This is a genomic window from Ruegeria haliotis, from assembly GCF_013377785.1.
Taxonomy (GTDB): domain Bacteria; phylum Pseudomonadota; class Alphaproteobacteria; order Rhodobacterales; family Rhodobacteraceae; genus Ruegeria; species Ruegeria haliotis.
On sequence record NZ_JABXWT010000015.1, the window covers coordinates 33,005 to 47,940 of the forward strand.

The following is a 14,936-nucleotide window of genomic DNA, read 5'->3' on the forward strand; positions in this document are numbered from 1 at the left end:
AATTAGCCTGTCGAGCAGAAAAGCGACTCGGGAAGAGGAAAATCATGTCCGGGAACGAACTGCCGTCACATGCCCGCGTGGTCATCGTAGGCGGAGGAGTCATGGGGGTTGGCCTGGCCTATCATCTGGCGCATGAGGGCTGGGGTAATGACACCGTTCTGCTGGAAAAAGCTGAGCTGACCAGTGGCAGCACTTGGCATGCGGCGGGTCAGATCACCCATTCGATCTCAAGCTTTGGGCTGGGCAAGTGCGTGGACTACAACATTGGCTTGTATTCCGGCGTGTTGGAGGCCGAAACCGGGCAGGCGGTGACCTGGCACGGCTGCGGGTCGTTCCGGCTGGCCTATACCGAAGACGAGATGGACTGGTTGCGCCACACGCTGTCAGTGGGTCGGTCGCTGGGGTTCAATATTGAACTGGTCGGCCCCGAGAAGGTGGCCGAGCTGCATCCGTTCTATAACCTCGACGGCGTGTTGGGCGCGCTGCATACGCCCGATGACGGTCATGTCGACCCAACCAATGTGACCATGGCGATGGCTGCAGGGGCACGTCAGAAGGGCGTTCGTATCGTACGCAACTGCCGGGCGACGAATATCACACAGGCCGAGAATGGTGAGTGGGTGGTCGAGTCTGAGAAGGGCACCATAACTTGCGAGCATGTGGTCAATGCGGGCGGCACCTATGCGCGGCAAATGGGCGAATGGTCGGGGCTGCAACTGCCAATGACCTCGATGACGCATCACTACTTTGTCACCGAGCCGGTGCCCGAGTTTCAGGATCTGGGTAAAGAACTGCCGGTGATCCGCGATGACCGCAAGGTTTCGGGCTATATCCGGATGGAGCAAAACCGCGGGTTAATCGGGATTTACGAAAAAGAGAACCCGAACTCGGTCTGGCATGATCACTGCCCATGGGAATACGAAAACTGGCTGTTCGACGCGGATTACGACCGGGTGATGCCGTGGCTTGAGGAAAGCCTGAACCGAATGCCGATCTTTGCCGAATTGGGTATTCAGCGCGATGTGCACGGCGCGATTTCGCATCCCCCGGATGGCAACCCTCTGATCGGGCCTGCGCCCGGCGTGCGTAACTATTGGTGCTGCTGCGGAACCCAGATCGGCATCGGCTGGGGGCCGGGTTTGACCCGCGAACTGGCGCGGTGGATGGTGCATGGGGCGGCCGATATCTCGATGCGGGAATATGATCCGCGCCGGTTCGGCAACTATGCCACCAAGAATTGGCAGGTGATCAAGGCCGAAGAAGATTACTGCCTGCGCCACGAAATCCCTTTTCCGCATTTCAATCGTCTGGCGGGACGACCGATCAAGCCGTCTCCGTTACATGATCTGTTAAAATCCAAAGGCGCGGTGCACGAAGAAGTCTACGGGTTCGAACGCCCCCGCTGGTTTGCGCGGGGCGATGTGAAACAGCGCGATCACTATTCCTTCCGCCGCACGCCAGCCGATGACATGGTCGCGACCGAAGTCAGAGCCGTGCGCGAACGCGTCGGCATCATGGACGTGACGGCCTTCACCAAGGTCGAGGTTGCGGGTCCGGATGCCTTTGCTCTGCTAGACCGACTGACCGCCAATCGGATGCCGCAAAAGGCCGGTTCAATTACGTTGACCCACACGCTGAACCGGCGTGGGCGGATCGAACTGGAGACTACCATCGTTCGCATGGCCGAGGACCGGTTCTATCTGGTCTGTGCGGCCTTTTTCGAACAGCGCCTGCTGGATCACCTGGCGCAGCAGCGCGCGAATGAGGATGTGCAGATCACCGCGTTGTCCGCCGACTGGTCTGCTTTGTCACTGAATGGGCCCCGGTCGCGGGACGTACTGTCCCGCTGCACCGATGCCGACCTGACCAATGCCGGGTTCCGCTGGCTGTCGGCGCAGGAAATCATCATTGCAGGTCACAAGATCTGGGCCTTCCGCATGTCTTATCCGGGCGAGCTGGGGTGGGAGCTGCATATGCCCAACGCTGCCTGCCTGGATGTCTACACAGCGCTTTGGGCGGCGGGTGAGCCGTATGGCATCACTGACTACGGCAGCTTCGCCATGAACGTGATGCGGATGGAGAAGGGTTTCAAAGGCGCGGGCGAGTTGACAAACGAAGTCACTCTGGCCGAGGCGGATGTGCTGCGGTTTGCCCGGACCGACAAGGAATATCTGGGCAAGGATAAGACGCTGAATTCCGATTTGCCGTGGATCTGCGCCTATCTCGAGATCGAACCAGATGGTGAAATCGACGGCCATGGCGGCGAGGCGGTCATGCTGGACGGGTGTGTCGTCGGTTCGACCGCTTCGGTTGTTTACGGCCACACCGTCAGCAAAATTCTGGCCTTTGCCTATATCAAACCCGATGCCGCAACCCCCGGAACCGCGTTGCAGGTCGTGATCCACGGCAAACCCCGCGCGGCCCGCGTTCTGGGTGAACCTGCCTATGACCCCGAAAGCCTGTTGCCCCGCACAGACGCCATACTGGAGACTGCATGATGGCCCTGCCTGACACGATGAAAGCCATGGTCACGATGGGCCACGGCGGTTTGGAGCAGATGGTGCTGCACAAGGATTGGCCACGTCCGGAGCCCGCCACCGGAGAAGTGCTGATCCGTGTCGCTGCCTGTGGTCTCAATAATACCGACGTCAATACCCGTTCGGGCTGGTACTCGAAGACCGTGACCGACGCGACAACCGGGGGTGCGTTCGATGAGGTTGGAGAAGATGACCCGACATGGGGCGGTGCGCCGATCACTTTCCCGCGCATTCAGGGGGCCGATATCTGTGGTCACATTGTGACCGTAGGCGAAGGCGTGGACAGCGCCCGCGTCGGACAGCGGGTCATCACAGATGGGTGGCTGCGCGATCCGGCAGATCCCGGGAATATGGACAAGACCGGGTATTTCGGGTCGGAACGGGACGGCGGGTTTGCGGAGTACGCTACGACTCTTGCAGTGAATGCTGTTCCAATCACATCGGACCTGTCCGATGCTGAACTGGCGACATTCTCCTGCTCCTATTCCACAGCCGAGGGGATGCTGACCCGCGCAGCCGTCACTGAACATGACACTGTGCTGGTCCCCGGTGCCTCTGGTGGCGTGGGTGGGGCGCTGGTGCAACTGGCCAAGCGTCGCGGCGCACGCGTGATCGCAATGGCATCCGAGGCCAAACATCCAGACGTGGCCAAGCTGGGTCCGGATCTTATCGTGCCGCGCGCGCCTGAAAATTTGCGCGATGCGCTGGGGTCCGAGAAGGTCACGGTGGTGGCTGACGTGGTTGGCGGCCCCTACTGGCCGCATCTGATTGACAGTCTGGAACGTGGCGGGCGGTACACGTGTTCGGGCGCGATTGCCGGGCCGATGGTCGAATTTGACCTGCGTACTTTCTATCTGCGAGATCTGACCTTTACAGGCTCGACCGTGATCGATCCTCAGGTGATGCAGAATCTGGTGAGATACATCGAAGCCGGAGAGATCAAACCTGCCCTTGCTGCGACCTATCCGTTGGAGGAACTGCGGGATGCTCAGGCTGCGTTCATCGCAAAACAGCACACCGGCAACATCGTGGTGATCCCATGACACTGGATGACGTTCTGGGGGCCGCGCGGAACTTACACCGGGCACATCCCGACCTTGCGGATTTTGGGCCATGGCCCGATGATCTGAGTCCATCGGGCTTGCAGCCAAGCCTTGTACCGGCTGCAAATCTGGTGCGCGAGTTTGATCTGTATGGGAATATAGCAACGCAGGATCTGGTCGCGGCCATCAAAGCCACGGCGCATCTGGCGCATTGGAAACTCACTTATACCGAAGAAGAGGTCGGTGCAGATTTCCTCAACCGCTATGGGTACTACGAGCTGTTTGGTCCAACTGGACATTTCTATTCGAACCAGTTGCGGGGCTATGTCGCCTTTTGGGGGAGCGGTCTGAACTATGATTGGCACAGCCACAAAGCCGAAGAGTTGTATCTGACACTGGCTGGAGGGGCGATGTTCCGGATCGACGGAGAGGAAGCCTTTGTAGGCCCAAATCAGACCCGCATGCATGCAAGCTGGCAGAGCCACGCGATGGTTACGGCGGATCAGCCGATCCTGACACTTGTCTTGTGGCGCGGCGAAGGTATGGGTGAATTGCCCCAGATGGATGCCGCATGATGAACTTCATAGAGCGAACAGGTCAGATTTGGGTGACGCGTCGGATTTCGACAGACTTAGCGCACCGATAGAGGAGTTCACCCTATGAAACAGCAAGCTGTTGCAACCCAAATGATTGACGACGCCCGCGTGCGGGTAACGCGTTTTGATTTTGCGCCCGGTGCGGAAACCGGATGGCATTGCCACGCGATGGATTACGTCATCACCGCTGTTACCGATTGCGACATGCGTCTCGAGTTACCGGACGGAACGGTCAACGACGTAATGGTCCCAGCGGGAACCGCGTATCGCCGCGACGAAGGGGTCGAACACAATGTGATCAATGCCGGGGACACGTCCATGTCCTTTGTCGAAGTGGAGCTAAAATGAAGATTGCACGCATTTCGGTCTATCATGTCGACTTGCCGTTGGAGCATCCATACTGGCTGTCTGGCGGGCGGCTTAAGTTCGAAACACTCGATGCAACGCTGGTCAAAATTGAAACGGATACCGGCCTGATCGGATGGGGTGAGGGTACGCCTTGGGGGCACACCTATGTGCCCGCCCATGGTCCGGGTATTCGTGCCGGAATTCAGACGATGGCCCCCTTTGTGCTGGGGCTTGACCCGCGCCGGATGCTGGACGTCGAGCGGGCGATGGACATTGCCTTGCCCGGGCATCTCTATGCCAAAAGCCCGATCGATATGGCCTGTTGGGATATAGCCGGTCAGGCGGCGGGTTTGCCGATTGCAGACCTTATGGGGGGCGGGTCACGCACCCCGCGCCCGATTGCATCCTCGGTCGGCGCCAAGACCGTGGATGAAACGCGGGCGGTGATGGACCGGTATCGGCAGCGCGGTTACGTCGCCCATTCGGTGAAAATCGGTGGTGATGTCGAACGGGACATCGCTCGTGTGCGCGATGTGGAGAGCATTCGGCGTCCCGGTGAAATTGTCCTTTATGACGTGAACCGGGGCTGGACCCGTCAGCAAGCGCTGCGGGTCATGACGGCCTGCGAGGACTTGAACGTGATGTTCGAACAGCCTTGCGAGTCGTTGGATGACATTGCCGCAATCTCGGGCCGCCATGCCTCGCCCGTTTCGGTTGATGAAAGCCTCGTGACCTTGCAGGACGCCGCACGGATTGCCCGCGGTGGGCTGGCCGAAGTGTTTGGGATCAAACTGAACAGGGTTGGCGGTCTGACCAAGGCCGCGCGGATGCGGGACATCGCGCTGGCGCATGGGATCGACATGTTTGTCATGGCAACCGGCGGATCGGTTCTGGCCGATACCGAGGCTCTGCATCTGGCCGCTACCATTCCGGACGATAACTGTCATGCAGTCTGGGCCTGTCAGGACATGATTACGGTCGACATCGCGGGTGGCCGGGGGCCGCGCAATGTCGACGGGCATTTGCACCTGTCCGAAACACCGGGACTTGGCGTACATCCCGACGAAGACGCGCTGGGCGATCCGGTCGGAGTCTATGGATGAAGATCACCAGGATAACGCTCTGGGCTGTCGATCTGACCAGTCATGAGACCTATCATATGGCAGACGGCAAGACTTGCGCGACCGTGACGTCCCATATCCTGTGTCTTGAGACGGACACCGGCCTGAAAGGGTGGGGCGAGGTCTGTCCGATCCCGCATTACCTGCCTGCATTCGCTGATGGCGTGCCGGGTGCGGTTGCGGAGATGGGGCCTGAAATCCTTGGTATGTCCCCCTTTGGTGTCGACGCGCCGATGCGCAAACTGGATGGGTTTCTGCAGGGTCACGCCTATGCAAAGTCTATCGTGGATATCGCACTATGGGACCTGTTTGGGCGGGCATCTGGCCTGCCAGTCTATGCTCTGTTGGGGGGACGCACGCGGCAGGATATGGCGCTGTATCACTCGATCACCTGCATCGCCCCGGATGAAATGGCGCGGATTGCCCAGACCGCGTACCAGACTGGTATTCGTCAGTTTCAGGTCAAGCTGGGCGTCGAAGGGGATTGGCAGGCTGACGCCGAACGTCTGACCAAAGTGCGCGAAGCCGTCGGACCGGGACCGTTGGTTTATGGCGACTGGAACTGCGGCGCTTCGCGTCTGCACGCCACGAGAACCGGTCGCGCTGTGGCGCATCTGGATGTCATGCTGGAACAGCCCTGCAAAACGCTGGAAGATTGCGCCGCCGTCAGGCGGGCGACCGGGTTGCCGATGAAGATCGACGAGAACGCCTATGATCTGGCCTCACTGCTGCGGGCGTACGAACTGGGCTGCATGGATGCAGTGGCGCTGAAACTGTCAAAGTTTGGCGGGATTTCGGCCATGCGTCGGGCGCGGGATTTGTGTGTGCATCTGGGCGCCGAGATCTGTGCCGAATGCACCTGGGGATCAGATATCGTGACCGCTGCCTCGCTGCACTTTGCGGCATCGACCCCACACGGATCATTGCTGAACACATGTGATCTGTCGTCTTACGTTTCGCCACGTGCCTGCCCTGATGCACCGATACGTGAAAACGGCAGGATTGCCCCACCGGATGGACCGGGTTTAGGTGTGGTTCCAGACCCCGACATTCTTGGTTCCCCGATTTTGGAGATCGTTTGAGATGCTTAAGATCAATACCCAATCCGAATGGATCGCCCGCGCACAGGCTGTTTTGCCAGCCGGAGGCTTTGGCAATTTCGACCCCGGCATCATTATCGCCCGGGGTGAGGGGAGTCGCGTCTGGGACGAGGATGGCGCGGAATACATCGACTATCTGATCGGATCCGGGCCGATGCTGCTGGGCCATGGCCACCCCGAGGTGATAGAGGCTGTACTGGAACAACTACCCAAAGGCATGACGTTTTTTGCCAATAACAGCAAAGGCGTCGAATTGGCCGAGGCCATCGTGGATGCCGTGCCCTGCTGCGAACAGGTGCGCTTTGTGGCATCAGGGGGTGAGGCGGATATGTATGCGATCCGTCTGGCCCGCGCCTATACCGGGCGCACCAAGATTCTGAAATTCGAAGGTGGCTATCACGGGATGAGCGCCGAAGCGCAGATGAGCCTTGCGCCCAGCCGCGAGGTGAATTTCCCGCAGGCCGTTCCGGACAGCGCGGGCATCCCGGACGGCGTGGCCGAGCAGGTTCTGATTGCACCCTTCAACGATCTTGAGGCGGTGTCCAACCTGCTGGACGAACATGATGATATTGCCGCGATCATGGTCGAGCCGCTACAGCGCATCGTTCCACCTCTGCCCGGCTATCTGCAGGGGCTGCGGGACCTGTGCGACAAGCATAATGTCTTGCTGATCTTCGACGAGATCGTGACTGGCTTCCGACTGGCCTATGGTGGCGCGCAGGAAAGATATGGGGTGACTCCGGATATCTGTACGCTTGGCAAGATCACCGGTGGTGGCTTTCCGTTGGCAGCCTTGGGCGCGAATGCCGAGATCATGCAACATTTTGATAAATCCCGGGTGGGTGCAGATGGCTGGCTCATGCAGCTGGGCACCCTGTCCGGCAACCCGGTAGCGTCTGTGGCAGGGTTGAAGACGATGGAGATTCTGCGGCGTGACGGGACCTATGATCGCTTGCGCGAAACCGGTCGGGCCTTGCAGCAGATGCAATCGGACGCGTTGCAGCAGGTGGGTATTGCGCACCGGATCTGTGGGGATGAAACCCTGTTCGACATCTATTTTACCAACGGCCCCTGCCGCGATTACCGCAGTGCCAAGCATGACGATCCGCAGCGCAATGCCACTTACAACGCGACTCTGCGCGCGCATGGCGTGTTCAAAGCGCCGGGTAAATTGTACCCGTCGCTGGCGATTACCGATGTCGATCTGGAACAGACACGCGATGCCGTGCAGCGGGCAGTGGCCTCGATCTGCTGAACGTGTGGTGAGAGCAAAAGTAAACGGGTCGCTGTTGAACCCAACAGCGACCCGCTACCTTTTGAAGTCCGGGGCCAGTCTCGCCCCCTCGAATACTAATTAAAACACCAACAATCTGAAACTTTTCGATACTTTCGAGACTGACCCGACTTTCCAATCGGTATGCCACCTTAATGCCTGACTCTTTGGCCTGCGACAGTGAAGCAGGTCACATTCGTTAAACTTTTTCTGAATTTCTCCATTCAAAGAAACCAGGCCCTGCTTTTTTCAGCAGAATCTCAGCCATCGCACGGCCCATTTCGGCCCCGTCTTCAACCGCTCCAGACGATTCTTCGACAATGGCCTCGGACCCATCAGGGCGTAGGACTTCACCGCGCAACCGCAACTGGCCGTTCTGGATTTCTGCCAGCCCGGCGATTGGCGTTTCACACGATCCGTCCAGAGCCAACAGAAGCGACCGCTCGGCTGCCAATTGATGGCTGGTTTCAACGTGATGGATGGCCTCAAGCATCCCGGCAGCGCGGCTGTCATTGCCGCGACGCTCGATACCAATGGTCCCTTGGGCAATTGCCGGTAGCATGTCATCGGTAGAGATCGCCGTCGCGGGAACCTCATCCATACCCAGACGGCGGAGGCCCGCCATGGCCAGAAAGGTGCAATCCGCCACTTTGTCGTTCAGTTTCTTCAGGCGTGTTTGTACGTTTCCGCGAAACTCAACCACAGTCAGGTTCGGACGTCGGTTCAACACTTGCGCCCGGCGTCGCAGCGAGGACGTGCCAACCACGGCGCCATCCGGCAGATCGTGAATTGATTGCAGATGCGGAGAAATAAAGGCATCCCGCACGTCTTCGCGCGGCAGGAACGTGTCCAGCACCAACCCTTCGGGCTGTTCGACCGGCATGTCCTTGGTCGAATGCACGGCGATATCAATATCAGCGCGCAACATCGCCTCTTCGATTTCCTTGGTGAACAACCCCTTGTTGCCGATCTCTTTAAGTGGTCGGTCGGCATCAATCATGGCCCGGTTGTCGCCGGTGGTTTTGATCACGACGATCTCGAAGGCCTCTTGCGGAAGGTCAAACGCGTCGCTCAGCCTTTGGCGGGTTTCATAGGCCTGGGCCAGAGCCAGTGGCGAACCACGGGTGCCAATCCTGAGGGGCGATGCGGGGGTGGGCAGGGTCAAAGTCATATGCACAGCTTTAGTCGCGTCACATTGCCCTGACAATGGGGGCTGAGCTTGACAAATTGACGCCGAAGGACGACCCGTTGCCAAAACCGGAACACTGGGGGCGAAGATGGCCGAGACAAAGACACTGCTGCGGGCGCTGGCGGGCGAAGTGCAGGATGTACCGCCGATCTGGATGATGCGTCAGGCGGGGCGGTATCTGCCGGAATACCGCGCTACGCGCGCACAGGCGGGCGATTTCCTGTCTCTTTGCTACAATCCCGAACTGGCCGCCGAGGTGACGTTGCAACCGATCCGCCGTTATGGATTCGACGCGGCGATCCTTTTTGCAGACATTCTGTTGGTGCCGCAGGCGCTGGGTGCGGATTTGTGGTTTGTCACCGGCGAGGGCCCGCGCCTGTCGACAATCACGCAGCAATCCGAATTCGACGCGCTGAAACCGGTCGAAGCGATCCATGACACCCTGTCTCCAGTCTATGAGACGGTGCGTATCCTGTCGCGGGAATTGCCATCCGAGACAACGCTGATTGGTTTTGCCGGTGCGCCGTGGACGGTGGCCACTTACATGATCGCTGGGCGTGGCACTCCGGATCAGGGTCCGGCCCATGCGCTGCGCGAAGAAAACATCGCTCTGTTCGAAGCGTTGTTGGATCGGATCACGGCGGCCACGATCGAATACCTCTCGGCCCAGATCGAGGCGGGGGCCGAAGTGGTGAAAATCTTCGACAGCTGGGCGGGATCGCTGAAAGGCGATGCGTTCCGAAAATACGTGGTTGAGCCGTGCAGCGTCATTACGCAGGCCATCAAGGCTCGTCATCCGGGCATTCCCGTGATTGGTTTCCCGCGTGAGGCCGGCGAAGGCTATGTTGGCTTTGCCCAAACAACTGGTGTTGATTGTGTGGCGCTGGACAATTCGGTTTCGCCGGTCTGGGCGGCTGAGAATGTTCAGGTGGATGGTTGTGTGCAGGGCAACCTGGCCTCGTCGCATATGGTGACGGGTGGTCAGGCGCTGGTGGTTGAGACGCGTCAGATTGTCGATGCATTTTCCAAAGGCCCGCATATTTTCAACTTGGGCCACGGCATCACGCCAGATGCGGATCCCGAGAATGTTCAGTTGATGATCGATACGGTGCGCGGGCGGTAACCCGATAAGGGGGCCAGCCCCCTTCTTGGCCATTGGCCAATTCAACCCCCGAGGTATTTTGGGCCAGATGAAGACGCGGATCAGCTCTGCGCGTTCAGGCCTGCGAGAATCTCATCGGTGTGTTCACCCCGGGCAGGGCTGGGTTTCGGATGCCATTGGTGGTCGGAGAAACGTGGCGCTGCGGCTGCTTGCAGAGTGCCGTTTACCTGAAGCCAGGTTTGGCGGGTAATGCTCATTTCGTGCGTTTGTGCTTCTTCGGGGCTGAGAACTGGGGCGACACAGGCGTCTGTACCACGGAACAGATCAGCCCAGTGGTCGCGGGGGCGCGTCAGGAATATCGCAGCAAGGCAGCGCGTCTGATCCGGCCAGAGGGAGGGGTTGAATTGCTGCTGGAATGTGTCGTCGTTGGATAACCCCATCAGGTGCAGGAACCGGGTGTAGAATTTGGGCTCCAGACACTGAACTGTAATGAACCCTCCATCTGCGCAGGTATAGGTGCGGCTCCAATGGGGTCCGTCCAGCAGGCTTTGGCCGCGTGCCTCGGATAGGTTGCCGGTTTGGCGCATACTCATCAACAGATTCATCATATGGGCCGAGCCATCGTAGATGGCCGCATCGACAACGGTGCCATGGCCTGTTCTCTGCGCATTGAGCAACCCGGCCAAAATGCCGGCGACCAGATACATGGCTCCGCCGCCGATATCGCCGACCAATGTGGCGGGTGTCTGCGGCGCCTGATCCGGGGTTGATGCGTACCAGAGCGCGCCGGACAGGGAGATGTAGTTCAGGTCATGCCCGGCTGTATCTGACAGAGGACTGTCTTGCCCCCACCCGGTCATGCGGCCATAGACCAGTTTCGGGTTCTGTGCGTGGCAGGGTTCCGGTCCCAGACCCAGTTTCTCCATCACGCCGGGGCGAAACCCTTCGATCAGCGCATCTGCTGTGCCGATCAGGCGTTTAGCAACCGCTAGATCGTCATCGTCTTTGAGGTTCAGCGCGATGGACCGCTTGCCGCGATCCAGAACCGAGCGTTCCGGCATGCCCGGCGTGACACCACCGCCCTTACGGTGGATGGTGACAACGTCGGCCCCCAGATCGGCCATCAACATGGCCGCGAAGGGGCCGGGCCCTAGCCCTTCGATTTCAATGACACGCAATCCGTTCAGCATCAGGCTCCTCCGCTGGGTCCAGACTTTCCGGGTGATTTGCTGGATTGCAAGGGGATTTCCCCTGAGGAGGTTGCCTGAACGTGCCTTTCACCGTTAGATCATCGATGTCCGGGCACGAAACAGCAAAGGGGCTGACACATGCAGATGAGTGACACGCGCGCGATACAAGCCCAACCGACGGCGGTCTATGCGGCGCTGCTGGACCCCGAGGTGCTCAAGGCTTGTGTGGGCGGTGCGCAAGAGGTCTCGGGCAATCCGACAGACGGGTATGAGGCGGTCGTCGTGCAAAAGGTCGGCCCCGTGAAGGCAACGTTTAAGGGTTCTGTAACCATGTCGGACCTGGTCGAAGGTGAAAGCCTCACCATCACCGGTGAGGGTAAGGGTGGTGCAGCAGGGTTTGCCAAGGGCAGCGCAACGGTGACTTTCCAACCCAGCGAAACCGGAGGCACCATTCTCGGCTACGATGTGGATGCCAAAGTCGGAGGTAAACTGGCACAGCTGGGCAGCCGCCTGATCGACGGGTTCGCCCGGAAAATGGCCGACCAGTTCTTTGCCAATCTGCAAGAGTATTTTGAAGGTCCGACAGAAGAAGTTGCAGACGACGCTGATGCCGAGGGTAATACAGGCTGGTTGGGTCGTTTGACGGGGCGCGACTGATCCCCTGATAAAAATGCGCAAAGCACTGTGCGGAATTGACCTGTTCCGCCCCGATCCGGCGCGTTAGTGTCACCGGCAGAACGGGGAACATGCATGACGACCATTTTGTCCATAAAGGATTTGCGCAAATCCTATGCCGATGGGTTTGAGGCGCTGAAAGGCGTTTCGCTGGATATCCAAGAGGGTGAGATTCTTGCTCTGCTTGGGCCAAATGGAGCGGGCAAGACCACTTTGATTTCCACAGTTTGCGGCATTACTACCCCGACCTCGGGGGTCGTTACCGTTGGTGGTCATGACATTCAGACCGATTTTCGTGCTGCGCGTCGGATGATCGGGTTGGTGCCGCAGGAAATTGCGCTGGAACCGTTCGAAAAGGTCTGGAACACGGTCAGGTTCTCGCGCGGATTGTTTGGCTATAGTAGCGATAGCGCCCGGATCGAAGAGATCCTGCGCAAGCTGTCCCTGTGGGACAAGCGCAAGAATGCAATCAAGGAATTGTCTGGCGGCATGAAGCGCCGGGTGCTGATCGCCAAGGCGCTGGCGCATGAGCCGCGCGTGCTGTTTCTGGATGAACCCACTGCCGGGGTGGATGTCGAACTGCGCAAGGACATGTGGGAAATGGTGGCCGAGCTGAAACAAGCCGGTGTCACCATCATCCTGACCACGCATTACATTGAAGAAGCCGAGGCTATCGCCGACCGCGTGGGTGTCATTGATAAAGGCGAGCTGCTGTTGATGCAGGACAAAGACACACTGATGGCGCAGATGGGCAAAAAGCAGATCGAGGTCATGCTGACGGAGGCCATTTCCGAAATTCCGGGCTGCCTGGCCGGGCATAACCTCGCCTTGAACGGCAATGGCGACACGCTGGTCTATACCTATGACACCAATGCCGATCGCACCGGTATCACAACCCTGCTGAACGATGTGGCGCAGGCAGGGCTGGTTCTGCGGGACGTCCAGACGCGGCAATCGAGTTTGGAAGAGATCTTCGTCAATCTCGTGTCGGGAGAGGCCGCATGAACTGGACAGCGATTGCCGCCATCTACCGGTTCGAGATGGCCCGGTTTTTTCGCACGATGATGCAGAGTTTCCTGTCGCCTGTATTGTCCACCTCGCTCTACTTCGTGGTCTTTGGCACCGCCATCGGCAGTCGCATTCAGGAGGTCGAAGGGGTATCTTATGGCGCCTTTATCGTACCGGGGCTGATCATGTTGTCCGTGGTGATGCTGGCAATCTCAAATGCCTCCTTCGGGATCTATTTCCCCAAGTTTCTGGGCACGATCTACGAGTTGCTCTCAGCGCCGGTGAACTTCATCGAAATCGTCATCGGCTATGTCGGGGCTGCTGCTACAAAATCCTTGTTTGTCGGAATTGTGATCCTGATCACGGCGACTTTCTTTGTCGACATTCGCATCGAACATCCGTTTGCTATGGCGGCCTTCCTGATCCTGTCTTGCCTTAGTTTTTCGCTGCTGGGCTTCATCATCGGTATCTGGGCTAGCAATTTTGAACAGATGTCGCTGGTCCCGCAGCTTGTGGTGACGCCGCTGATCTTTCTTGGGGGGACGTTCTATTCGATCTCGATGCTGCCACCAGTGTGGCAGACTATCACCTTGTTCAACCCGGTAGTCTACCTGATCTCGGGGTTCCGGTGGTCCTTTTATGGGCTGGCCGATGTGCCGATTGTCTACAGCCTGTTGGCTATTCTGGCCTTTACCGGGCTTTGTCTGGGCATCATTGGCTGGATCTTCAAAACGGGCTGGCGCATCCGTAGCTAGGCGTTGCATTTTTGCCCGTCGGATGTGTTAATTTGGTTCACGTCGCGTTTATGGCCGTGCCAGTCCCTTGTTTACCACTTGGCAGCACTCTACATCGGCACCCATGAAGCTCAGCCTGCCGTTTCTCAAAAAACAGCCCTGTGTGGCCGTCGTGCGCCTGTCCGGTGCCATCGGAATGGCCGGACGCGGGTCGCTAAACGACGCCACTCTGGCGCCCGTTCTGGAAAAAGCGTTCCGCAAAGGAAAGCCGGTTGCGGTCGCGCTCGAGATCAACTCGCCCGGTGGGTCACCGGTGCAAAGTTCGTTGATCGGAGCAAGGATTCGGCGGTTGTCGGAGGAGTTGAATATCCCGGTCATCGGTTTTGTCGAGGATGTTGCCGCGTCGGGCGGCTATTGGCTGGCGGCGTCGGCGGATGAGATCTGGGCAGATGACAGTTCGGTTCTGGGCTCGATCGGCGTTATTTCCGCCGGGTTCGGTGCCCATGTCTTTCTGGCACGGCAAGGGTTCGAGCGGCGCGTCCACACGGCTGGTCAGTCGAAATCCATGCTTGATCCGTTCGCGCCGGAAAAGAAAGAGGATGTCGCACGGCTGGAAGGCTTGTTGCACGACATCCACGAAAACTTCACGGCCCATGTAAAAGCGCGACGCGGTGACAAGCTGGATCGAAGCGCCGATCTTTTCACCGGCGAGGTCTGGTTGGCCCGGCGCGCGAAAGAGTTGGGTCTGATCGACGGGATTGCCCACCTGAAACCCAAAATGCAGGAACGCTTTGGCGACAAGGTCAAATTCCGCCGCTACGGCGTGCGCAAGCCGATCTGGTCCCGCTTTGGCGCCATGCTGGCACAAGACGCTGTTGCGGGGTTAGAGGAGCGGGCGGCCTACGCGCGTTTCGGTCTGTGACGTGATCATCAAAGTTGTCACCCTGTTTTTGGTCGCCATGGGTGTTTTGGCGATGTTCGGCAAGCTGCGGTTCCCGGGACAGAAGCGGTTGAATTCTG

General features: G+C 58.9%; 14 protein-coding genes. 12 read left to right on the forward strand and 2 right to left on the reverse strand.

Features of this window, described 5'->3' with window-relative positions:
• Positions 1-44 precede the first annotated feature (44 nt).
• The 7 genes from HW561_RS18720 to HW561_RS18750 all read left to right on the forward strand — a co-directional run bounded on the left by HW561_RS18720 (position 45) and on the right by HW561_RS18750 (position 8,000).
• Positions 45-2,498 (forward strand): FAD-dependent oxidoreductase, encoded by a 2,454-nt coding sequence (locus HW561_RS18720; protein WP_176866901.1) that lies wholly within the window; start codon positions 45-47, stop codon positions 2,496-2,498.
• Entirely contained in the window at positions 2,498-3,580 is a 1,083-nt protein-coding gene (locus HW561_RS18725; protein WP_235962982.1) for an alcohol dehydrogenase family protein, read from the forward strand. The genes HW561_RS18720 and HW561_RS18725 overlap by 1 nt, the downstream gene beginning before the upstream one ends.
• On the forward strand, positions 3,577-4,155 hold the full coding sequence (locus HW561_RS18730; RefSeq protein ID WP_176866902.1) for a dimethylsulfonioproprionate lyase family protein: 579 nt from the start codon (positions 3,577-3,579) through the stop codon (positions 4,153-4,155). Before HW561_RS18725 ends, HW561_RS18730 begins: the two co-directional genes overlap by 4 nt.
• Positions 4,156-4,239: 84 nt before the next feature.
• Complete coding sequence (locus HW561_RS18735; RefSeq protein WP_235962983.1) at positions 4,240-4,524, forward strand: cupin domain-containing protein; 285 nt, start codon at positions 4,240-4,242, stop codon at positions 4,522-4,524.
• Entirely contained in the window at positions 4,521-5,627 is a 1,107-nt protein-coding gene (locus tag HW561_RS18740) for a mandelate racemase/muconate lactonizing enzyme family protein (protein WP_176866903.1), read from the forward strand. Before HW561_RS18735 ends, HW561_RS18740 begins: the two co-directional genes overlap by 4 nt.
• Positions 5,624-6,727 (forward strand): mandelate racemase/muconate lactonizing enzyme family protein, encoded by a 1,104-nt coding sequence (locus HW561_RS18745; RefSeq protein ID WP_176866904.1) that lies wholly within the window; start codon positions 5,624-5,626, stop codon positions 6,725-6,727. Before HW561_RS18740 ends, HW561_RS18745 begins: the two co-directional genes overlap by 4 nt.
• 1 nt (position 6,728) lies before the next feature.
• A complete protein-coding gene (locus HW561_RS18750) occupies positions 6,729-8,000 on the forward strand; it encodes an aspartate aminotransferase family protein (protein WP_176866905.1) in 1,272 nt (423 codons plus the stop codon).
• Positions 8,001-8,217: 217 nt separating this feature from the next.
• On the opposite strand, the gene hemC is transcribed toward HW561_RS18750, so the two are convergent.
• Positions 8,218-9,189: a hydroxymethylbilane synthase gene (gene hemC / locus HW561_RS18755; protein ID WP_176866906.1), complete on the reverse strand. Its 972-nt coding sequence runs from the start codon at positions 9,187-9,189 to the stop codon at positions 8,218-8,220.
• 106 nt (positions 9,190-9,295) lie between these two features.
• On the opposite strand from hemC, the gene hemE reads away from it, so the two are divergent.
• Positions 9,296-10,330 (forward strand): uroporphyrinogen decarboxylase, encoded by a 1,035-nt coding sequence (hemE, locus tag HW561_RS18760; RefSeq protein ID WP_176866907.1) that lies wholly within the window; start codon positions 9,296-9,298, stop codon positions 10,328-10,330.
• Between the two features lie 80 nt (positions 10,331-10,410).
• Here hemE and HW561_RS18765 read toward each other — a convergent pair whose 3' ends face one another.
• Positions 10,411-11,499 (reverse strand): CaiB/BaiF CoA transferase family protein, encoded by a 1,089-nt coding sequence (locus HW561_RS18765; RefSeq protein ID WP_176866908.1) that lies wholly within the window; start codon positions 11,497-11,499, stop codon positions 10,411-10,413.
• Between the two features lie 138 nt (positions 11,500-11,637).
• On the opposite strand from HW561_RS18765, the gene HW561_RS18770 reads away from it, so the two are divergent.
• The 4 genes from HW561_RS18770 to HW561_RS18785 all read left to right on the forward strand — a co-directional run bounded on the left by HW561_RS18770 (position 11,638) and on the right by HW561_RS18785 (position 14,838).
• Complete coding sequence (locus HW561_RS18770) at positions 11,638-12,156, forward strand: CoxG family protein (protein ID WP_176866909.1); 519 nt, start codon at positions 11,638-11,640, stop codon at positions 12,154-12,156.
• A gap of 93 nt (positions 12,157-12,249) precedes the next feature.
• Positions 12,250-13,179, forward strand: coding sequence for an ABC transporter ATP-binding protein (locus tag HW561_RS18775; RefSeq protein ID WP_176866910.1), 930 nt, complete (start codon positions 12,250-12,252; stop codon positions 13,177-13,179).
• The gene (locus HW561_RS18780; protein ID WP_176866911.1) at positions 13,176-13,937 is read left to right on the forward strand and encodes an ABC transporter permease; all 762 of its coding nucleotides are present in this window, start codon (positions 13,176-13,178) and stop codon (positions 13,935-13,937) included. Before HW561_RS18775 ends, HW561_RS18780 begins: the two co-directional genes overlap by 4 nt.
• Positions 13,938-14,040: 103 nt before the next feature.
• Positions 14,041-14,838: a S49 family peptidase gene (locus HW561_RS18785; protein WP_176866912.1), complete on the forward strand. Its 798-nt coding sequence runs from the start codon at positions 14,041-14,043 to the stop codon at positions 14,836-14,838.
• Positions 14,839-14,936 lie beyond the last annotated feature (98 nt).